Here is an 18,962-nt window from a genome sequence, read left to right as displayed (position 1 = left end):
CTCCTTAATTGTGGCCGTATGAAGTGCGGGCAACACGGGAGCATGCAGCATGCGGTTCGCAGCCATTGCAATTGTTGTCGTCGGCGTCGCTGGCGTCTTGATCTACGATCGACACGACAAGAGCGCGAATTATCAGCGCGTCGATGCCCGCATCAGCGGCGTCAGCGAGCAATGCTATCTGGAAAAGGTCGAGCGCGGCGTCATCACCAAGACGACGTCGACCTCCGACCTGACCCGCTGCGAAATCGCCGAGCTGCTGCGCAAGGAGCATCCGAAGTGGCAGGGCTATGACGTGAAGCACAAGATCGAGGTGAGGGTCGTCTATGTTTCGCCGGTCGACGGGGCCACGCACCAGTCGAGCCTGCAGATGTCCTACTTCCCCAATGGCAAGCCGCTGCGCGCCGGGGACGTGTTTCCTGTCCTTGCCTCCAAGACCAAGGCGGACAAGACGCGTTCGATCTGACCGCCACGGTTCGACAGGACGGAAAGCACAACCATGCGTCTTGGCCTCTACGGTATGATCGCTATCGCCGTCGCGAGCTTCTATGTCTATAGCGAGTTCGACAAGCGGGTGAACTTCCGGCCAATCGACGCGCGCGTCACCAGCGTCAGGGAGCAATGCTACATGGAGAAGACCGAGGGGTCGCGAAGCTCGACCTCCGATCTGTTGCCTTGCGAGCTTACCGAACTGCTGGCACGCCATCATCCGAAATGGCAGGGCGCCGACATCAAGCACAAGATCGAGATCCGGTTTGCCTACATCTCGCCGGTGGACCGCGCCGCGCATGAGTCCAACCTGCAGTTGGCGGCCTATCCCGATAACCGGCAATTGAGCAGCGGCGACATCTTTCCTGTCCAGGCTTCCAGGAAGGAGGCGAACCGGACCCGCGTCAATGACTGGGTCGACCGCTGGCTCGGCCGCCATGCGCCCAAGCGCGCAAGTATCTAAAGCATGGAAGCATCTAGCAGACCTGTACTTTTCGCTGCCCCGCGCCGGCTCGCAGGCTTATGATCCTCCGATTCCATTGCGCCGCGGCTGGCCCGTGATCCCGGCCGGAAGAGGCTGGTTGTCCGGGCCGCATGCGTATAGACCAGTTCCCGAGGAGACCATGACGCAGGCTCCGTTTGCCACCCACGACGTCTTCAACCAGTCGCCGCCGTTCGAGGACGTCGACCTGTTCACGGTGGATGCGCCGCTCGCCGCGGCGGTTGCCGCCAATGGCGGGGCGGCGGCAACGGTTGAGCTGTCCGATTTCGGCAAGCATTGGGGATCCGCTGCCATGGCGGAGCGCGGCCGCGTTGCCAACGAGAACACGCCGAAACTGCGTTTGTTCGATGCCAGGGGCAATCGCCGCGACGAGGTCGAGTTTCATCCGGCCTATCACGAGCTGATGGCGCACTCCGCGCATGCCGGCGTGCACAACTCGACCTGGAGCGCCGACGGCAGGCCGGCGGGCGGGGCGGCCGAGGTGGTGCGTGCGGCAAGGTTCTACATCGCTTCCCAGGTCGAGACCGGCCATCTCTGCCCGATCACGATGACGCGCGCCTCGGTCGCGGCGCTGGCCTCGCAGCCGGATATTCTGGCGAAGACGATGCCGGTCATCGGAACGCGCGCCTACGACCCGAGCTTTGCGCCATGGTGGACCAAGCGCGGCATGACCCTCGGCATGGGCATGACCGAAAAGCAGGGCGGCACGGATGTGCGCGCCAACATGACGCGCGCCGAGCGCGACGGCGAGGCCTGGCGTGTCACCGGGCACAAATGGTTCATGTCGGCGCCGATGTGCGACGCCTTCCTGGTGCTGGCGCAGACGATGGATGGGCTGAGCTGTTTCTTCATGCCGCGCTTTGCGCCCGACGGCATGGTCAACGCGATCCACTTCCAGCGCCTGAAGGACAAGCTCGGCAACCGCTCCAATGCCTCGTCGGAGGTCGAATTCCACGGCGCCCATGCCGAGCTGATCGGCGAGGAGGGCAAGGGCATCCGCACCATCATCCAGATGGTGCAGCTGACGCGGCAGGATTGTGCGATCGCCTCCGCCGGGCTGATGCGCTCGGGACTGGCGCATGCGCTCAATCACGCGCGGCACCGCAGCGTGTTCCAGAAGCATCTCGCCGACCAGCCGCTGATGCAGGCGGTGCTGTCGGACATGGCGCTGCATGTCGAGGCGTCCGTCGCGCTGGTGATGCGGCTCTGTCGTGCTTTCGATCGCGCGCCGGCCGATGCGGGCGAGGCCGCCTATATGCGGCTGCTGACGCCGGCGATCAAATACTGGACCTGCAAGAGCGCGCCCGGCTTCCTCTATGAGGCGATGGAGTGCCTCGGCGGCAATGGCTATGTCGAGGAAGGCATTTTGGCGCGGCACTACCGGGAGTCGCCGGTCAACGCGATCTGGGAGGGCTCCGGCAACGTGATGTGCCTCGACGTGCTGCGCGCGCTCGGCCGCGAGGCCGATGCCGCGCTCGCGGTGCTGCGCGCGCTCGCCGACGAGACCAGGAGCCTGCCGGGCGCTGCCGAGGCTGTTGCCTCGATCGGGCAGTCGTTCCGCCGGCCGGACAGCGAGCGCGTCGCGCGGCTTGCGGTCGAGCAGCTGGCGCTCCTGGCGGCAACCGCGGCGCTCAACCAGGTCTCGCCGAAAAATGCCGAACTGTTCGCGGCGACACGGCTTGCCGAACGCCACGCCGGCATGTACGGCGCGGTGGACTTATCCGATGCCGATCAGCGCGCGCTGCTGGCGCGGGCGCTGCCATGACCACATTGACCACCGTCATGCCCGGCCTTGTGCCGGGCATCCACGTCTTTGCTTCGACAGGGCAAGGAAAGACGTGGATGGCCGGGACAAGCCCGGCCGTGACGAATTGATAGAGCCGAGGTTCGCTGATGGATTCTCTCACGCCGCAAGACGCGACTGCCGCGATCGAACCGCCGCCGCTCCCCCCGCGGGTCTGGAAATTCTGGGGCACCGCACTGTGGGGCCTGTTGATCTTCGCCGCGATGTTCGTCGGCCAGGTCACGGTCATCGTCTGGCGCATCGTCGCGCAGGGCGGGGAGGTGTCGACGGCCGGCATCACCCATGTGGTCGCCGACGGTCTGACGATCTCGCTCTCGGTCCTCGCCGGCCTGCCGATGGTGTTGCTGGTGCTGTGGTTCGCGATCCGCAGGACCCGGATTCCGTTCGCCGATTATCTCGGGCTGCGCGGGACGTCGTGGAAGAACGTGATCATCGGCGTCGTCGCGCTCGTCGTGCTGGTCGGGGCCTGGGACATGGTGTCCCGCGCCGCCGGCCGCGAGGTGGCGCCGGGCTTCATGGGCGACGTGCTGAAATCGGCGCAGGAGCACAGCGCGCTGTGGCTCCTGGTGATCGCCTTCGCCGTCGCCGCCCCGCTCTGGGAGGAGCTGTTCGCGCGCGGCTGGCTCTATCGCGGCTGGTCGGAATCCAGGCTCGGCCCTTACGGCGCGATCCTGCTGTCGTCGATCGTCTGGACCGTGATGCATCTGCAGTACGACTGGTTCTTCCTCTGCCAGGTGCTGACGATCGGTCTCCTGTTCGGCTATCTGCGCTTCCGCACCGGCTCGACCTGGCTGACCATCCTGCTGCACGGGCTGAACAATTTCGCCGCGACGATCCAGACCTGGTGGCTGGCGGGGTCGTAGCGCGCCGCTCTCCACCGTCATTGCGAGCAGCGAAGCGACGAAGCAATCCATCTCGTTCCGCAGACGCGGAACGATGGATTGCTTCGCTTCGCTCGCAATGACGGCGGAGCGGCGGACTTGATGTGAGGTTGTGACGTGCAAAGCGTAATGCGAAACGCGACGGTAGGTGCGCTCGTACACGAATTCCTATTCGACGTTTATCGGATGATCGAGGCTCAGCGCGAAAATAGTCTCTGGCTCCCCGATGACGATGGTGTGGCGCGGGAAGCCTTCTTCCACGGTTTCACCAGTTGCTGGGAGTGGAGCACCTCAATATTGGAAGAAGCGGGCGTCACCAGGACTCTCAGGGAACCGCCGCCACCGGCTGCACTCGCGCACCTTGTTAAGCCAGACCCTAAGGGGCGGAGTCCATTTAGCTATCCCTTGATGACCTTGGATGAATGTCGCGCTGCGGACTTTTCAGCGTTCGAAACCTTCGACAATTATTGCTATGCGATGTTCACCTACTGGCAATTGCTGGGCCAAATATCGGGGCGTGACGTCATCGATCTCAGCGTTCTGTCTCCCAGGTTCATGGAGGCGGTCGCAACTAAGGACGACATCTTCCTGGTCGAGGGCATTTATCGCGTTCGATTCAGAGAAGACCGCTTCGAGCGAAAAGTGATGACGCGTTGGCGCGAGATGGATCTTCGCGTGTTTCGGCGCCAGGACGCTGCGTAAGGGCAGAGCGGATCTTTAGGGCCCCACCGCCGCAGTCACGATCGGCATCGTGATCGCTGCCAAAATCGTCAGCCGCATGACGATCCGGACGAAGCAGTGGCGCATCGCCGCCCATCGGAAGGTTGACGAAGGGGATGCCAGCATCCCGTCCGAGTGCTATGATCTAGATCAATGAATGAGCGCGGGCCGGACTGAAACCAGGCAGCGGCGGCTGCCGTCGTGCGAGCTCTTCTCATGACTATCTTGATCCGAACACTCCTGGCCGGCGTCGTCGCGCTGGCGTCTCTCGGCGCCATCACGCAGCAGGTACGTGACCAGGGCGTTACCGACACCGAAATCCGCATCGGCAATGTCATGCCGTATAGTGGCGCGCTGGAGATTTTCGGGCAGATCGGCAAGGCGGAAGCCGCCTATTTCGAGATGATCAACGAACGCGGCGGCATCAATGGCCGCAAGATCCGCTTCATGTCCTATGACGATCTGTCGGATCCCTCCAACGCCATGGATCTCACGCGCATTCTGGTCGAGACCGACAATGTTCTGTTGATGTTCGGTTCGTTCGGAACGCCGGGGAATCTGGCGGTGCGGAAATATCTCAACGAACGGAAGATCCCCCAGCTTTTCGTTGCTTCCGGCGATCACGATCTCAGCGAGCCGTCGCTCTATCCGTGGACCATGGGCTGGCAGCCTTCGTATCGCGAGGAAGGGCGCATCTACGCCAACTATATCCAGGCGTTCTATCCTGGAAAGAAGATCGTGGCGCTTTGGGAGAATGACCAGTTCGGGCGCGAATTGTTCAAGGGACTGGTTGCAAGGGCTGGGTGACGTCGCCCACAACATCAGGGTCGACATCGCCTATGATGTCGACGATCAGCATCTGGACGGCCACGTCTCGATCCTGAAGCAATCGGGCGCCGAGGTCTTCGTGTTTGCCGGAGTGCCGGAAAATGCCGCCAAGGTGATCCGGGCCGCGGCCGACCACGGCTGGCGGCCGGTGTTTGTCGTGAACCAGATGGCGTCATCGATCGAGACGGTGCTCAAGCCGGCCGGCACGGAGAATGCGACCGGCGTCATCACCGCCGCGTTCCTGAAGGATGCGAGCGATCCCGCCTGGAGAACGGAGCAGGGCGGCTGGCACAGCTTCCTGGACAAGTATACCAAAGCCGGCGGCAAGGATGACGCGGCCGCGGTCTACGGCTATGCCGCTGCCGAAACGATGGTCGAGGTGCTCAGGCAATGCGGCAACGACCTGTCGCGCGAGAACGTCATGAAGCAGGCTGCGGCACTCAGGGATTATCAGGCGTCCGCCTTGCTCCCGGGCATCAAGATCAACACCACTCAGTTCCGACCGGTCGAGCAATTGCGGTTGCTTCAGTTCGATGGCCGTAGCTGGCAGCCGATCGGTGATGTGCTCGATACGGCGTTCGTCGGTTCGTCCGGAAAATAGCGACGATCAGGCGAAGCCATACGAGCCGCGCCCATTGTTGCAGGCCTTCGCTGCTTGCTGAAGCGCAGGGACAAGTTGTGGCGCTACTGCGCCGGCGGGCCGGTCTATCGCGGGAGACGCGACTTCGAAAGAAATGACTTGTTGCGCGGATGGCACAGGAGCCCGCGGCCAAATCAGGTACATTGATACTGTATTGAAAGACTTTTCATCACCCGGAGCATTGCGTTGGCGTCAGACGCAGTCAGTCTGGCTGATACAACAAGCGTAGCGGACGCGGCGGCTGCTACAGCGCCATTTCGCGTAAAGATCGTGACGCGCGACGAAATCGCCGGTTGTCCCGCTTGGGAGGCCAGTTTCGCCGATCTGCGCAAGGATCACCGTTACTACGAAATCCTGGAGGACACGCTCCGCGAGCGCGTCGAGTACCGGTACTTCGCGATCATCGACCGGGCAGGCTGTCTCCATGCCGTCCAGCCGTTTTTTCTTCTCGACCAGGACGTTCTCGAAGGACTCGGAGCGGAATGGCAGCCGTTGCTGGCGCGCATCCGACGCTTCGTTCCCGGGTTTCTCAGAATGCGCACCCTGATGGTCGGATGCTTCGCCGGGGAAGGGCATCTTGCGGGATCAAGCACGGTGCCGTCCGGCAAGATCGCCGAGATTCTTTGCAGCGAAATCGTCACGCTCGCAAGATCGTGCCGGGCGCAGCTCATCGTCCTGAAGGAATTCCCCGCGCGCTATAGGCCGGTGCTGGATTGCTTCGTCCGGCGCGGCTTCGCCCGCGCGCCGAGCATGCCGATGACGGCGCTCAATATCGAGCACGACGACTTCGATGCTTACATGCAAAATGCGCTGCCGCGGTCGGCGCGCTGGCAGCTCCGCAAGAAATTCAAGGCAACCGACGGTGAAGCCATAGCTCTTACCGTCACCGACGACGCAAGGGATGCCGTCGACGAGATCTATCCGCTCTACCTGCAGGTCTTCGACCGTTCGAAATTCCGTTTCGAGAAACTGACAGCCGACTATCTCCGCCGGCTCGGCAGCGACATGAAGGACAAGGTCCGCTTCTTCATCTGGCGCCGTGGCGGGAAGGTGATCGCCTTCAGCCTTTGCATGGTCGAAGGCGACAGTCTGTTCTGGGAGTATGTCGGCCTCGACTATGGCGTCGCACTCGACCTTCATCTTTATTACTACACCATTCGCGACATGATGAATTGGGCGATCGCCAACGGTTACAGGTGGCTTCGAAGCACGGGTCTCAGCTACGAACCGAAATTCCGGATGCGGCACGACCTCGATCCGCTCGATCTCTATGTGCGGCTTCGCTCTCCGCTTCCGAACGCGATCTTCAGGCTTCTGTTGCCCTGGATCGTACCGGCCCGCTATGACAAGACCCTGCGCAAGTTCGCGAACTATCGCGAAGTCTGGTAGCAGCCGATAGGCGCGGCGCTATTCCAGGCCGCTCGGATACACCCTCTAGGGCCCGACCGCGGCGATCACGATCGGCATCGTGATCGCAGCCAAAATCGTCTGCAGCGTGATGATCTGGGCGAGCAGTGGCGCGTCGCCACCCATCTGGCGCGCCAGCACATAGGCTGACGGCGAGGTCGGCACCGCGGCGCAGGCTGCGACGATGGCGAGATTGGACCCGGTAACGCCGAACCACACCGCGAGCGCGACGGTCAGGACGGGCATCAGCACGAGTTTCAGCACCAGCGCGATGCTCGCGGCGAGGCTGGGCCGGAAGATGCCTTCCAGATGCAGCCCGGCCCCGGTGACGAGCAGGCCGATCGCCAGCGACGAGCCGCCGAGCGCGTCGGCGACGTCATGCCAGATCTGCGGCAGCGGGATGTGCGCGACATTGATGACGAGCCCGATGACGCAGGCCCAGATCAGCGGGTTCTGCACGACAGTCATCACGATGGCGCCGGTCGAACGCTTCTCGGACGAGGCATATTTCGCCAGCACGGCGACGCTGAACACATTGACCAGCGGGATGATCGCGACCATCGCGACCGAAGCCAGGGCAAGGCCTGTGCTGCCATAGAGATTGCGCGACACCGACAGCGCGACATAGGTCTGCCAGCGGGTCGCGCCCTGGAAGATCGAGGTGAAGGCGGGGCCGTCGACCCCGGCGCGCGCCAGCGGGCCGCGCAGCGCGAGACAGAACAGCGACATCACCAGCGCCGCGAGCAGCAGTGCGCCGCCGACGCCAGCGACTGGCACCGTGGTCAGGTCAGCCTTCACCAGGGTCTGCACCAGGAGCACCGGGAACAGCACGTAATAGGTCAGCCGCTCCAGCCCGTGCCATTGCGTATCGAGCGGCATCAGCGTGCGTTTCAGGACGAAGCCGAGCACGATCAAGAGGAACACCGGCAGCAGCGCCGCGATCACCACGGCCACGGTCAGCGTTCCCCGCGCAGCTTCGCGAGCCGGTCCAGCGCGCCCTGCAGGATAAAGATCGCGGCGTGCTCGTCGATCACCTCGGCGCGCCGGGCGCGGCTGACGTCCATCCCGATCAACTCGCGCTCGACCGCCGCGGTCGAGAGCCGCTCGTCCCACAGCCCGATCGCAAGCGCGGTGAGGCCGGCGAGGTTGCGGGCAAAGGCCCGGGTCGATTGCGCGCGCGGACCTTCGCTGCCGTCCATGTTGATCGGCAGGCCGAGCACGAAGCCGACGGCATTGCGTTCGGCGGCGATCGCGAGCAGCCGCGCCGCGTCGACCTTGAACTGCTTGCGCTGGATGGTCTCGACGCCGGTGGCGAGCCGCCGGTCGGGATCGGAGGCGGCGACCCCGATGGTCTTGGTGCCGAGGTCGAGGCCGACAAGCGCGCCGCGCTCGGGCCAGTGCGGCGCAGCTTCGATCAAGGGAAGGATGGGGGCGGGCATGCCCTTGCGATTAGCACGCAGCCGCGCGCCGAGGCAAAGCCCGGCTGCGGGCAGGCGTCCATGCGAAAACGCCGGTCAGGCGGCGATCACACGGTCGTCGCCGGGAAGGCACGCGGCCAGCCCCTGCAAGGCGCTGTACTGATGCGCCGTGCGGCGCTGGATGAACAGCGTCTCGACATGCGCATGCTGCGGGTTGAGCTTGTGGATGTTGATGTCGCGCTGGACGTGATCGCGTTCGACGACGGCGCGCGGCAGCAGGGTGACGCCCATGTCGGCGGCGACGCAGCCGACCATGCCGTCGAGCGTACCGAACTCGAAGCGGACGGCCGATGGCCAGCCGAACTCGGTGAACACCTGTTCGAGGCGCTGCCGGTAAGTGCAGCCGGTGCGGAACACCAGCGCGGTCGGGCCCGACTCTGGCGTGCCGGCGCGCAAGGCGGCCAGCGATTTCCAGCGCTGCGCGGTGACCAGCACCAGTTCCTCGGTGAAGGCTGATGTCGCCGACAGTTCGGCATGCTCGATCGGACCGGCGACAAAGGCGCCATCGAGCGAGCCGTCGAGCACGGCGGCCACGAGGTCCGCGGTCGGCGCGGTGCGCAAGGTCAGGCGCACCGCCGGATAACGGCGATGAAACTCGGCGAGCAGCGTTGGCAGCCGCACCGCGGCGGTGGTTTCCATCGAGCCGATCGACAACGGACCCTTCGGCTCGCCATCGTCGCGCGCGGCGAGCACGGCTTCGCGCGACAGCGCCGCCATGCGCTGCGCATACGGCAACAGGCGACGGCCGGCGCCGGTCAGCGACATGCCGCGGCTGTGGCGCTCGAACAGCGCCGTGCCGATCTCGGCCTCCAGCGCCTTGATGCGCTGGGTGACGTTGGACTGCACGGTGTTCAGCTCGTCGGCGGCCCGGGTGATGCCGCCGAGCCGGGCGACGGTGGAAAAGGTGAGCAGGTCGGTCAATTCCATCGGGGACCACCGTTTCGTTTTAGAGATGGTAGCGTTCTCTAGTATTCATTTTCACAGAATGTTAAGCCCGCTTAGGCTGCAAGTCCAGAACAGCAAGTCCAGAACAGGGAGCAAGCGCATGCCGATCAGCACCGAATTGACGGCACGTCTGGGCATCGAGCATCCGATCCTGCTCGCGCCGATGGACACGATTGCCGGCAGCGCGCTGGTCAAGGCGGTCAGCGATGCCGGCGGCTTCGGCATTCTGGGCGGCGGCTACGGCGACAAGACGCGGCTGCAGACCGAGACCGCGAAGGTGAAGGGTTTTGCAAAGCCGTTCGGCATCGGCTTCATCACCTGGAGCCTCGCCAGGCAGCCCGAGCTGATCGACATCGCGCTGGATGCGCGGCCGCGCGCGGTGATGCTGTCATTCGGCGATCCCGCGCCATTCGCGCCGAAGATCAAGGCCGCAGGCGCGCTGCTGATCTGCCAGGTGCAGAGCGAGGACATGGCACAGCAAGCGCTCGATTGCGGCGCCGACATCCTGATCGCGCAGGGCACGGAGGCGGGCGGTCACGGCGCATCGCGCACCACGCTCGACATCGTGCCGGCGATCATCGATTTCGCGGCGGGGCGCGTGCCTGTGGTCGCGGCCGGCGGCATCGCGGACGGCCGGGGCCTCGCGGCGATGATGATGCTCGGCGCATCCGGCGTGCTGATGGGAACGCGCTTCTACGCCAGCGTTGAGGCCGACGCGGCCGAGCAGGCCAAGCAGCTGATCTGTGCGGCAAAGAGCGGCGAGACGGTGCGCGGCGTGGTGTTCGACTGGTCGCGCAAGCTGATGTGGCCGGCGCCGTTCACCGCGCGGTCGCTTGCCAACGATCATTTGCGGCGCTGGAGCGGGCGCGAGATCGAACTGATGCAGCGCGCGGATGAGGTCGCGGTGGAGTATGCCGCCGCGAAGGCCGCGGCTAATTTCGATGTCGCCGCGGTGTTTGCCGGCGAGTCCGTCGGCCTGATCCATGATATCGTTCCGGCGACCGAGATCGTCGGTCGCATCGTCGCCGAGGCCGAGCAGTCGCTGCAGGGCCGGCGCAACTCTCTTTCCTCTTTGACCTGAACAAGTGCGAGGCACACCATGTGGCCTGACCGTCGATTGATCGATCGCTTCAAGACCGAATTCCCGATCGTGCTGGCGCCGATGGCCGGCGTGATGGATGCGGAGCTGGTGATTGCGGTGGCGCAGGGCGGTGGGCTCGGCTCGCTGCCGTGCGCGATGCTGTCGGCCGAGAAGGCGCGCGAGCAGGTCAACATCATTCGCCAGCGCGTCTCAGCGCCGGTCAACCTCAACTTCTTCTGCCACAAGGCGGTCGACGCCGATCCGGCGCGCGAGGCGAACTGGCGGCAGCGGCTGGCGCCGTATTACCGCGAGCACGGCCTCGATCCGAATGCGGCGATCAATGCGGCGAACCGCGCGCCGTTCGATACGGCGTTCTGCGCGGTGGTCGAAGAGTTGAAGCCTGAGGTCGTCAGCTTCCATTTCGGCCTGCCTGAGGCAAACCTGTTGCAGCGGGTGAAAGCCACCGGCGCCACCGTGATGTCGTCGGCGACGACGGTGAAGGAGGCGATCTGGCTCGAGGAGAACGGTGCCGACGTCATCATCGCGCAGGGCGCCGATGCCGGCGGCCATCGCGGCATGTTCCTGACCGACAACATCGCCGAGCAGCCGGGCACGTTCTCGCTGCTGCCGCAGGTGGTGGATGCGGTGAAGGTGCCGGTTGTCGCGGCCGGCGGCATTGCCGACGGACGCGGGATCGCAGCGGCATTCGCGCTCGGCGCCTCCGGCGTGCAGGTCGGCTCGGCCTATCTGCGCTGTCCGGAGTCCAAGGTGACGGCGCAAGCCCGTATCGCGCTGGCGCAGGCGAGCGACGAATCGACGGTCATCACCAATGTGATGACCGGCCGCCCGGCGCGCGGCGTCGCCAACCGCGTGATGCGCGAGGTCGGGCCGATCTCGCCGGATGCGCCGGCGTTCCCGCACGCCGCGACCGCCCTCGGACCGCTGAAGGCGGCTGCCGAAAAGCAGGGCAAGGTCGATTTCACCAATCTGTGGGCCGGGCAGGCGGTGCGGATGGGCAAGGAAATGCCGGCGGCCGAGTTGACCCGCGCGCTGGCGGGTGCCGCGCTGGCGCGGATGGGGGCTCTGTCTCAGGCCTGACGCGCCAGCTCTTTCAGACCAGACATGCCACGTAGAGGATCGCGACCCCCAGCGCCGTGCCGATCGACCAGAGGGCGGGGTCCCAGCCCTCCGGGCGGGGGCTGCCGTTGAGCATTGACATGACGCGCTCCGAACTTTTTGTTTGGGTCAAGTAGGCGCCGTGAATGTTTCGGGACGACTTCGCGGCGGCCGCGAAGTGGTTTCATCGTGCGTTTCGCAGCCGGAATGCGTGGCAGGATGTCTTGCCCGGTCGACGGATGGGCTCCAAAGCCCCATTGGGCGGGCAAATTCGCGCGGTTGCGGCGCAAAACCGGCCTCTGCTATACGGCAGGCTGACCTTTCAGCCCCGAGGCCCTATATAATGTCCGTAGACGCCACGACCGTCCGCCGCATCGCGCATCTGGCGCGGATCGCGGTCAGCGACGCCGAAGTTCCCCATCTCCAGGGCGAGCTGAACGCGATGTTGGCCTTTGTCGAGCAGCTGTCGGAAGTGAATATCGACGGCGTCGAGCCGATGACCTCGGTGACGCCGATGGAGATGAGGAAGCGCGCCGACGTGGTCAATGATGGTGAGATCGCCGACGTCATCGTCCGCAACGCGCCCGACACCGTGAACGACTTCTTCCTGGTGCCGAAGGTGGTCGAGTAACGCAAGCAAGGCGTTTTCGAGCGAAGTGGATCCCGGTTCGCGTGAAGGAAACGCGTCAAACAAAAGCGACAAAACCCAATGTGTCTGCTGTGCGACGATGAGAAGGCCTACAAGGCCTATATGGACTTCCTCGATGCCATGGAGCGCAAGGGGAAGGTCGCCGATCCCAACGCCGCGATGGACGCCGTGCTCGACCATCTCGAGGCGCTCGACGCCGAGCGCGCCAAGGAAAACGCCAAGGAAAATGCCAAGGCAAATAACCTGGCACGCCAAGACGACCCCGCCAACGACAAGACCCTGTCTCCGTTCTTCTGCAGCCCGATCAATAAATGACTGATTTGACATCGCTGACGATCGCCGAGGCCCGCGAGGGCCTGGCGAGCAAGTCTTTCACCGCTCGCGAACTGACCGATGCGCATCTCGCCGCCATCGAAGCCGCGCGCGTGCTCAATGCCTATGTGCTCGAAACGCCCGACCGCGCCCGCGAGATGGCGAGGGCCGCCGACGCGAAAATTGCAAAAGGCGAGGGCGGACCGCTCGCCGGCATCCCGCTCGGCATCAAGGACCTGTTCGCGACCCGCGACATCAGGACCACGGCGTGCTCGAAGATCCTCGGCAATTTCATTCCCCCCTACGAGTCGACGGTGACCTCGCAGCTCTGGCGCGACGGCGCGGTGCTGCTCGGCAAACTCAACAATGACGAGTTCGCGATGGGCTCGTCGAACGAGACCTCGTGCTTCGGCCCGGTCACCAACCCGTGGCGGCGCGAGGGCTCCAACACCACGCTGGTGCCGGGCGGCTCGTCCGGCGGCTCGGCTTCGGCGGTGGCGGCGGCTCTCTGCATGGGCGCGACCGCGACCGACACCGGCGGCTCGATCCGCCAGCCCGCCGCGTTCACCGCAACCGTCGGCATCAAGCCGACCTATGGCCGCTGCTCGCGCTGGGGCATCGTCGCCTTTGCGTCCTCGCTCGACCAGGCCGGCCCGATCGCGCGCTCGACGCGCGATGCCGCGATCCTGATGCGCTCGATGGCGGGGCACGATCCCAAGGACACCACGTCGGTCGACATCGCCGTGCCGGATTACGAGGCCGCGATCGGCAAGTCCGTGAAGGGCATGAAGATCGGCATTCCCAAGGAATATCGGCTCGACGGCATGCCGGCCGAGATCGAAAAGCTCTGGAGCGAGGGCGCGCAGTGGCTGAAGGCCGCCGGCGCCGAACTCGTCGAGGTGTCGCTGCCGCACACCAAATATGCACTGCCGGCCTATTACATCGTGGCGCCGGCCGAGGCCTCGTCGAACCTCGCGCGCTATGACGGCGTGCGCTACGGGCTGCGCGAACCGGGCAGGAACATCATCGAGATGTACGAGAACACCCGCGCCGATGGTTTTGGCGACGAGGTGCGCCGCCGCGTGCTGATCGGCACCTATGTGCTGTCGGCCGGTTACTACGACGCCTATTATCTGCGTGCGCAGAAGGTGCGGACGCTGATCAAGAAGGACTTCGAGGACTGTTTCGCCAAGGGCGTGAATGCGATCCTGACGCCGGCGACGCCGTCGGCGGCGTTCGGCATCGGCGAGAAGGGCGGCGCCGATCCGGTCGAGATGTATCTCAACGACATCTTCACCGTGACTGTGAACATGGCGGGCCTGCCGGGCATCGCCGTGCCCGCCGGCAAGGACTCGCAAGGCCTGCCGCTCGGCCTGCAACTGATCGGCCGTCCGTTCGACGAGGAGACGCTGTTCTCGCTCGGCGAGGTGATCGAGCAGGCGGCGGGCCGCTTCACGGCGCCCAAATGGTGGTGAGCGATGGCGGATTTCCGCGCCAGTCTCGCTGACGCCGCGCCCGATGCGGCGCTGTCGCCGCCGCTCGCCGCGTTGTGGTGGACGAAGAAGGGCGATTGGGACCAGGCGCACCGCATCGTGCAGGATGAGGGCGACGCCAATTCGGCCTGGGTGCATGCTTATCTGCATCGCGTCGAGGGCGATCTCGGCAACGCCGGCTACTGGTATCGCCAGGCCGGCCAGCCGGTCGCAAGGGATACGCTCGAAGCCGAGTGGGAGCGGATCGTTGCCACGCTGCTGGCGCAGCGCGGCTAAAGGACGCCGGTGCGGAGGCACCGCGAGCATTAACCCTGTTTCAGCCGCCATGCCGCCGCCCAGATTGGCCGTGATAGGCTAATGGAACCGGGCGGGGGCCAGCGGCAAAAGAGAGTATTCGTGCGTGGGTCGGGCATAGGGGGATGGCTGTCAGGAATGCTGGTGGCCGTGGTGGCGGCGGGCCTTGCCGGCTGCGCCTCCGTCTACAATCTGCCCGGCAACGTACCGCTCGGCGCCGCGCTCGCCGACAACAGCAGCGCCCGCGACATTCCGGCCTACGAAGATGATCTGCTGCTCGCGCTATCGTTCTCCGGCGGCGGCACCCGCGCGGCGGCGTTTTCCTTCGGCGTGCTGGAGGAGCTTGACCATACGCGGTCGAGCGCGGCGGGCACGAAGACGCTGCTCGACCGCGTCGACTTCGTCTCCGGCGTCTCCGGCGGATCGGTCACCGCCGCCTATTTCGGATTGAAGCGCCGCGCGGCGCTCGACGATTTCCGCCAGCGCTTCCTGCTGCGCAACGCCGAGGAGGGACTGAAGACCCGGATCTCGCTCGGCAATATCGGGCGCGCGCTCGGCGGCGGCGTCAACGACAGCCAGTTCACCGATTGGCTCGATCAGAATTTGTTCGACGGCGCGCGGTTCGATGCATTGGCCGACGATCGCCGGCCGCGGGTCTGGATCAACGCGTCTGATATCTACAACCGCACGCCGTTCGTGTTCGGCAAGACATCGTTCGACGCCTTGTGCAGCGACATCAGATCGTATCGTGTCGCCGAAGCGGTGGCGGCATCGGCCGCGGTGCCGCTGGCATTCGCCCCGATCGTGCTGCAAACCTATCCCGGCGGTTGCGCCGCGCCGCTGCCGGCCTGGCTCGAGCGGGTGCGCAACGATCCGAACGCACAGCCGTTGCTGCGCGCCTACGCCGAGGCCCAGGCGCATTACCGCGACGGCTCGATGCGCTACGTCAAGCTGCTCGATGGCGGCCTCGTCGACAATTACGGCCTGTCGGGACTGAGCATCGGCTTGCTCGCCGCGCAACGGCCCTATGAGCCGCTGAACGAACGGCAAGCGGCCAAGCTAAAGCGCATCCTGTTCCTGGTGGTCGACGCCGGCCGCGGCATCTCCGGCGACTTCGTGCAGACGCTCGAAGGGCCGAGCGGCGTCGAACTGGTGTCCGCAGCCGCCGACACCGCGATCGATGCCAGCGTGCGCTCCAGCTACGCCGCCTTCACGGCGCTCGCCGAGGACTGGTCCGGCAAGCTGAAGCGCTGGCGCTGCGGGCTGTCGGCGGCGGAGCGCAGCCGGCTCGGCGTCGGCGCCGGCTGGAAATGCGGCGACGTCGCGATCTATGTCGAGCGGCTCGGCTTCGACCGGCTCGGGCCGGACCGCGCCGGCATCCTGAACGCCATCCCGACGCGGCTGTCGCTGCCGCCGGAGCAGGTCGACCAGCTGATCGCGGGCGGCGCCGACGCGCTGCGCTCGAGCAAGGCCTACCAGCAGTTCCGGCGCGGGCTCTAGATTTCGGCCGCCCATCGACACCGTCTATCCTCATCCTGAGGAGCTTGCGAAGCAAGCGTCTCGAAGGATGTAGGCCGCCGGCGGGGCCTCATGGTTCGAGACGCGCGTTCCGCGCTCCTCACCATGAGGGGGTCCATAGGTGCAAGGCGGCTTGACTGGCGCGATTGGTTGCGCGAAGCCCAATCCATCCCAGATATCCTTTATCCGGAAACCGAGATCCATGACCGCATCTGCCGCCCCGCACAAGCTGATCAAGAGCGCCACCGGCGATTGGGAGGTCGTGATCGGCATGGAGATCCATGCCCAGGTCACCTCGAACGCAAAGCTGTTCTCCGGCGCATCGACCGCGTTCGGCGGCGAGCCCAATTCCCATGTCTCGCTGGTCGATGCCGCGATGCCGGGCATGTTGCCCGTGATCAATGAGGAGTGCGTCCGCCAGGCGGTGCGCACCGGTCTCGGGCTGAATGCGAAGATCAACCTGCGCTCGGTGTTCGACCGCAAGAACTACTTCTATCCGGACTCGCCGCAGGGCTACCAGATCAGCCAGTACAAGTCGCCGATCGTGGGCGAGGGCGAGGTGTCGCTCGAGCTCGACGGCGGCCGCAGCGTCACGATCGGGATCGAGCGGTTGCACCTGGAGCAGGACGCCGGCAAGTTGCTGCACGATCAGTCTCCGACGATGTCCTATGTCGACCTCAACCGTTGCGGCGTCGCGCTGATGGAAATCGTCTCCAAGCCCGACATCCGCGACGCCGAGCAGGCCAAGGCCTACGTCACCAAGCTGCGCTCGATCCTGCGCTACCTCGGCACCTGCGACGGCGACATGGAGAAGGGCAATTTGCGCGCCGACGTCAACGTCTCGGTGCGCCGTTACGGCGAGACTGCGTTCGGCACCCGCTGCGAAATCAAGAACATGAACTCGGTCAACTTCATCGGCCAGGCGATCGAGTATGAGGCGCGGCGCCAGATCGAGATCATCGAGGACGGCGGCTCGATCGACCAGGAAACCCGGCTGTTCGACCCGAACAAGGGCGAGACCCGCTCGATGCGCTCCAAGGAAGAGGCGCACGACTACCGTTACTTCCCCGATCCCGATCTGTTGCCGCTCGAGTTCAGCCAGGCCTTCGTCGACGATCTGAAGGCGCAGCTGCCGGAACTGCCGGACGAGAAGAAGTCCCGTTTTATTACGGGCTTCGGCCTGTCGCCCTATGATGCGAGCGTGCTGGTCGCCGAGCGCGAGAGCGCGGAGTTCTACGAGACGGTGCTGTCGGGTCTTGCCGACAAGGCGCGCGACGGCAAGCTCGCCGCCAACTGGGTGATCAACGAACTGTTCGGTCGTCTCAACAAGGAAGGCGTCGAGATCGCAGCTTCGCCAGTGTCGGCGGAGCAACTCGCCGCGATCGTCGACCTGATCGGCGAGGGAACGATTTCCGGCAAGATCGCCAAGGACTTGTTCGAGATCGTCTGGCAGGAAGGCGGCGATCCGCGCGCGCTCGTCGAGGCGCGCGGCATGAAGCAGGTCACCGACCTCGGCGCGATCGAGAAGGTGGTCGACGACATCATCGCGGCCAATCCCGACAAGGTCGAGCAGGCGAAGGCGAAGCCGCAACTGGTCGGCTGGTTCGTCGGTCAGGTGATGAAGTCGTCGGGCGGCAAGGCGAACCCGCAGGCGGTCAACGACCTCTTGAAGTCGAAGCTCGGCATCTGAACAACAGGACAATGATGTTGTCCTTGGCGCATGATCCAGCCGGATCATGCTCCCTTGCATGCTTCCTTGCCGTCACCTCCGGCGTCGTCGCGCGCGCGTGAACGCGGCGTGATCCTGCCTCACACCCTCCGTTCGCGGCGCGCCGGCGCCATCGGCGCCGAATCGCCGAAGCCGCGATTCGTTCGCAAATCCGGTTCGGATGACCTCAAACGAGGCAAAACCCGTCTTACCCACGAAAATTTTTTCGTTGCCAAAAATTACGACTCGGCGTCGGCGACGCGCCGCTTTTCGTCGGCGCTCGCGACTCAACGCAATGACGGTCGCGCGTCGATCGCTCGAATGCGAATTCAAGAAAAGCCTACAACAGAAGGCGTTTCCTGCAACGTTGACAAATGCCGATGTCGGCGGCCGTTGCGTTTCTTGCATCGTCGCGCGAATGACGCGTCGATTTGAACGGCGGCGCGCACGGTGCGCACTGCCAGCGCTGCGTCAACACTTCCTTAAGCGGGACACTGTTTTTTTCGGTCTGTTGGTGTATTCGGGAAGTAGTGCATATCGATTCCCGAGTGCACGCAGCGAAGTAAGAGCCATCTCACATACTGGAGGGCAACATGGCTAAGAAGGCAAAGAAGGCGAAGAAGGCGAAGAAGGCGAAGAGCGCAGTGAAGAAGACTGCGAAGAAGACCCGCAAGGTCGCCAAGAAGAAGTAAGCCTCTCGCCTTGAGAGGATTGCCGGCGGCTTGACGCCGGCACGTCGCGAGAGCCAGCGGACGGACTGCTGAGAGGCACATCCCACCCCCAAGGCTCTGGCTGACGAAAGAGGGTGTCGGCGAGACATCAGGTCAAACGGCTGGATCGAATTTCGGAGAGGGCAACCTTCCCAAAACCGGTCCGGCAGAAGAAACAGAGATTTCTTCGTTCGGTGCGGAGCCCGCTTGGTTCCGCAATTTCACCGGCGAGAATGCCGAGCTGAAATCTGGTCCTGACGTGTTCGCCGACCCCCTCGTTCCGGCGGCCCGCGCAGTCCGCGCCCGGCAGCCACTTTCCCCATCCCCGTTCCGGATCGACGTTGGGCCTGACGGCCTCGCGTTGCTTTTGTCTGTGCACCGATCGCACGC

At 64.7% G+C, this 18,962-nt stretch carries 19 protein-coding genes and 1 pseudogene; 16 read left to right on the top strand and 4 right to left on the bottom strand.

From position 1 onward, the window contains the following. The first annotated feature begins 49 nt into the window (after positions 1 to 49). The 6 genes and pseudogenes from ACVWYP_RS28395 (at position 50) to ACVWYP_RS28370 (ending at position 5,822) form a co-directional block, all read left to right on the top strand. Positions 50 to 463 (top strand): hypothetical protein, encoded by a 414-nt coding sequence (locus tag ACVWYP_RS28395; RefSeq protein ID WP_304495655.1) that lies wholly within the window; start codon positions 50 to 52, stop codon positions 461 to 463. A 33-nt stretch (positions 464 to 496) separates the two neighbouring features. Then, positions 497 to 949, top strand: coding sequence for a hypothetical protein (locus tag ACVWYP_RS28390; protein ID WP_304495654.1), 453 nt, complete (start codon positions 497 to 499; stop codon positions 947 to 949). A 160-nt stretch (positions 950 to 1,109) separates the two neighbouring features. After that, positions 1,110 to 2,753 carry an acyl-CoA dehydrogenase family protein gene (locus ACVWYP_RS28385; protein WP_304495653.1) on the top strand — a complete coding sequence of 548 codons (1,644 nt, stop codon included), beginning with the start codon at positions 1,110 to 1,112 and terminating at the stop codon, positions 2,751 to 2,753. A gap of 128 nt (positions 2,754 to 2,881) precedes the next feature. Then, positions 2,882 to 3,655 carry a CPBP family intramembrane glutamic endopeptidase gene (locus ACVWYP_RS28380; protein WP_028341009.1) on the top strand — a complete coding sequence of 258 codons (774 nt, stop codon included), beginning with the start codon at positions 2,882 to 2,884 and terminating at the stop codon, positions 3,653 to 3,655. 204 nt (positions 3,656 to 3,859) lie between these two features. Then, complete coding sequence (locus ACVWYP_RS28375) at positions 3,860 to 4,375, top strand: hypothetical protein (RefSeq protein ID WP_304495652.1); 516 nt, start codon at positions 3,860 to 3,862, stop codon at positions 4,373 to 4,375. A 234-nt stretch (positions 4,376 to 4,609) separates the two neighbouring features. Next, positions 4,610 to 5,822: pseudogene (locus ACVWYP_RS28370) on the top strand (ABC transporter substrate-binding protein). Positions 5,823 to 6,053: 231 nt separating this feature from the next. Here the strand turns inward: ACVWYP_RS28370 and ACVWYP_RS28365 are convergent. Beyond that, positions 6,054 to 6,437: a hypothetical protein gene (locus tag ACVWYP_RS28365; RefSeq protein WP_369525526.1), complete on the bottom strand. Its 384-nt coding sequence runs from the start codon at positions 6,435 to 6,437 to the stop codon at positions 6,054 to 6,056. A gap of 18 nt (positions 6,438 to 6,455) precedes the next feature. Between ACVWYP_RS28365 and ACVWYP_RS28360 the strand changes: the two genes are divergently transcribed. Beyond that, positions 6,456 to 7,250 (top strand): GNAT family N-acetyltransferase, encoded by a 795-nt coding sequence (locus ACVWYP_RS28360; RefSeq protein WP_369525525.1) that lies wholly within the window; start codon positions 6,456 to 6,458, stop codon positions 7,248 to 7,250. A gap of 45 nt (positions 7,251 to 7,295) precedes the next feature. Here the strand turns inward: ACVWYP_RS28360 and ACVWYP_RS28355 are convergent, their stop codons facing one another. The 3 genes from ACVWYP_RS28355 to ACVWYP_RS28345 form a co-directional block, all read right to left on the bottom strand. Then, positions 7,296 to 8,222, bottom strand: coding sequence for an AEC family transporter (locus ACVWYP_RS28355; protein WP_028341006.1), 927 nt, complete (start codon positions 8,220 to 8,222; stop codon positions 7,296 to 7,298). Positions 8,223 to 8,224: 2 nt separating this feature from the next. Then, positions 8,225 to 8,707: a Holliday junction resolvase RuvX gene (gene ruvX / locus ACVWYP_RS28350; RefSeq protein ID WP_028341005.1), complete on the bottom strand. Its 483-nt coding sequence runs from the start codon at positions 8,705 to 8,707 to the stop codon at positions 8,225 to 8,227. 75 nt (positions 8,708 to 8,782) lie between these two features. Then, positions 8,783 to 9,673 carry a LysR family transcriptional regulator gene (locus ACVWYP_RS28345; protein ID WP_028341004.1) on the bottom strand — a complete coding sequence of 297 codons (891 nt, stop codon included), beginning with the start codon at positions 9,671 to 9,673 and terminating at the stop codon, positions 8,783 to 8,785. Positions 9,674 to 9,731: 58 nt separating this feature from the next. On the opposite strand from ACVWYP_RS28345, the gene ACVWYP_RS28340 reads away from it, so the two are divergent. The 9 genes from ACVWYP_RS28340 (at position 9,732) to ACVWYP_RS28300 (ending at position 18,297) form a co-directional block, all read left to right on the top strand. After that, positions 9,732 to 10,772, top strand: coding sequence for an NAD(P)H-dependent flavin oxidoreductase (locus ACVWYP_RS28340; RefSeq protein WP_080686762.1), 1,041 nt, complete (start codon positions 9,732 to 9,734; stop codon positions 10,770 to 10,772). An 18-nt stretch (positions 10,773 to 10,790) separates the two neighbouring features. Further along, the gene (locus ACVWYP_RS28335; RefSeq protein WP_028341002.1) at positions 10,791 to 11,870 is read left to right on the top strand and encodes an NAD(P)H-dependent flavin oxidoreductase; all 1,080 of its coding nucleotides are present in this window, start codon (positions 10,791 to 10,793) and stop codon (positions 11,868 to 11,870) included. A gap of 361 nt (positions 11,871 to 12,231) precedes the next feature. Beyond that, on the top strand, positions 12,232 to 12,519 hold the full coding sequence (gene gatC, locus ACVWYP_RS28330) for an Asp-tRNA(Asn)/Glu-tRNA(Gln) amidotransferase subunit GatC (protein WP_016843980.1): 288 nt from the start codon (positions 12,232 to 12,234) through the stop codon (positions 12,517 to 12,519). Between the two features lie 78 nt (positions 12,520 to 12,597). Then, positions 12,598 to 12,852, top strand: a complete 255-nt coding sequence (locus tag ACVWYP_RS28325) for a hypothetical protein (protein ID WP_304495650.1) — start codon at positions 12,598 to 12,600, stop codon at positions 12,850 to 12,852. Then, the gene (gatA, locus tag ACVWYP_RS28320) at positions 12,849 to 14,324 is read left to right on the top strand and encodes an Asp-tRNA(Asn)/Glu-tRNA(Gln) amidotransferase subunit GatA (protein ID WP_304495649.1); all 1,476 of its coding nucleotides are present in this window, start codon (positions 12,849 to 12,851) and stop codon (positions 14,322 to 14,324) included. The genes ACVWYP_RS28325 and gatA overlap by 4 nt, the downstream gene beginning before the upstream one ends. 3 nt (positions 14,325 to 14,327) lie before the next feature. Beyond that, positions 14,328 to 14,618: a hypothetical protein gene (locus tag ACVWYP_RS28315; protein ID WP_304495648.1), complete on the top strand. Its 291-nt coding sequence runs from the start codon at positions 14,328 to 14,330 to the stop codon at positions 14,616 to 14,618. A gap of 156 nt (positions 14,619 to 14,774) precedes the next feature. Further along, positions 14,775 to 16,136 carry a patatin-like phospholipase family protein gene (locus tag ACVWYP_RS28310; protein WP_168858152.1) on the top strand — a complete coding sequence of 454 codons (1,362 nt, stop codon included), beginning with the start codon at positions 14,775 to 14,777 and terminating at the stop codon, positions 16,134 to 16,136. Between the two features lie 220 nt (positions 16,137 to 16,356). Next, positions 16,357 to 17,844 carry an Asp-tRNA(Asn)/Glu-tRNA(Gln) amidotransferase subunit GatB gene (gene gatB, locus ACVWYP_RS28305; protein WP_016843985.1) on the top strand — a complete coding sequence of 496 codons (1,488 nt, stop codon included), beginning with the start codon at positions 16,357 to 16,359 and terminating at the stop codon, positions 17,842 to 17,844. A 30-nt stretch (positions 17,845 to 17,874) separates the two neighbouring features. Next, complete coding sequence (locus ACVWYP_RS28300) at positions 17,875 to 18,297, top strand: hypothetical protein (RefSeq protein ID WP_155258521.1); 423 nt, start codon at positions 17,875 to 17,877, stop codon at positions 18,295 to 18,297. The last annotated feature ends 665 nt before the right edge of the window (positions 18,298 to 18,962 follow it).

This window comes from Bradyrhizobium sp. USDA 3262 (assembly GCF_054060035.1).
The sequence above is the reverse complement of the archived record's forward strand: the minus strand, read 5'-3'. Positions and strand labels throughout refer to the sequence as shown.

Bases quoted from the DNA above. Each gene is read 5' to 3' on its own strand.
- ACVWYP_RS28395 (WP_304495655.1), top strand. From the start codon at position 50: ATGCGGTTCGCAGCCATTGCAATTGTTGTCGTCGGCGTCGCTGGCGTC.
- ACVWYP_RS28390 (WP_304495654.1), top strand. From the start codon at position 497: ATGCGTCTTGGCCTCTACGGTATGATCGCTATCGCCGTCGCGAGCTTC.
- ACVWYP_RS28385 (WP_304495653.1), top strand. From the start codon at position 1,110: ATGACGCAGGCTCCGTTTGCCACCCACGACGTCTTCAACCAGTCGCCG.
- ACVWYP_RS28380 (WP_028341009.1), top strand. From the start codon at position 2,882: ATGGATTCTCTCACGCCGCAAGACGCGACTGCCGCGATCGAACCGCCG.
- ACVWYP_RS28375 (WP_304495652.1), top strand. From the start codon at position 3,860: ATGATCGAGGCTCAGCGCGAAAATAGTCTCTGGCTCCCCGATGACGAT.
- ACVWYP_RS28365 (WP_369525526.1), bottom strand. From the start codon at position 6,437: ATGCCCTTCCCCGGCGAAGCATCCGACCATCAGGGTGCGCATTCTGAG.
- ruvX (WP_028341005.1), bottom strand. From the start codon at position 8,707: ATGCCCGCCCCCATCCTTCCCTTGATCGAAGCTGCGCCGCACTGGCCC.
- ACVWYP_RS28345 (WP_028341004.1), bottom strand. From the start codon at position 9,673: ATGGAATTGACCGACCTGCTCACCTTTTCCACCGTCGCCCGGCTCGGC.
- ACVWYP_RS28340 (WP_080686762.1), top strand. From the start codon at position 9,732: ATGTTAAGCCCGCTTAGGCTGCAAGTCCAGAACAGCAAGTCCAGAACA.
- ACVWYP_RS28335 (WP_028341002.1), top strand. From the start codon at position 10,791: ATGTGGCCTGACCGTCGATTGATCGATCGCTTCAAGACCGAATTCCCG.
- gatC (WP_016843980.1), top strand. From the start codon at position 12,232: ATGTCCGTAGACGCCACGACCGTCCGCCGCATCGCGCATCTGGCGCGG.
- ACVWYP_RS28325 (WP_304495650.1), top strand. From the start codon at position 12,598: ATGTGTCTGCTGTGCGACGATGAGAAGGCCTACAAGGCCTATATGGAC.
- gatA (WP_304495649.1), top strand. From the start codon at position 12,849: ATGACTGATTTGACATCGCTGACGATCGCCGAGGCCCGCGAGGGCCTG.
- ACVWYP_RS28315 (WP_304495648.1), top strand. From the start codon at position 14,328: ATGGCGGATTTCCGCGCCAGTCTCGCTGACGCCGCGCCCGATGCGGCG.
- ACVWYP_RS28310 (WP_168858152.1), top strand. From the start codon at position 14,775: ATGCTGGTGGCCGTGGTGGCGGCGGGCCTTGCCGGCTGCGCCTCCGTC.
- gatB (WP_016843985.1), top strand. From the start codon at position 16,357: ATGACCGCATCTGCCGCCCCGCACAAGCTGATCAAGAGCGCCACCGGC.
- ACVWYP_RS28300 (WP_155258521.1), top strand. From the start codon at position 17,875: ATGATCCAGCCGGATCATGCTCCCTTGCATGCTTCCTTGCCGTCACCT.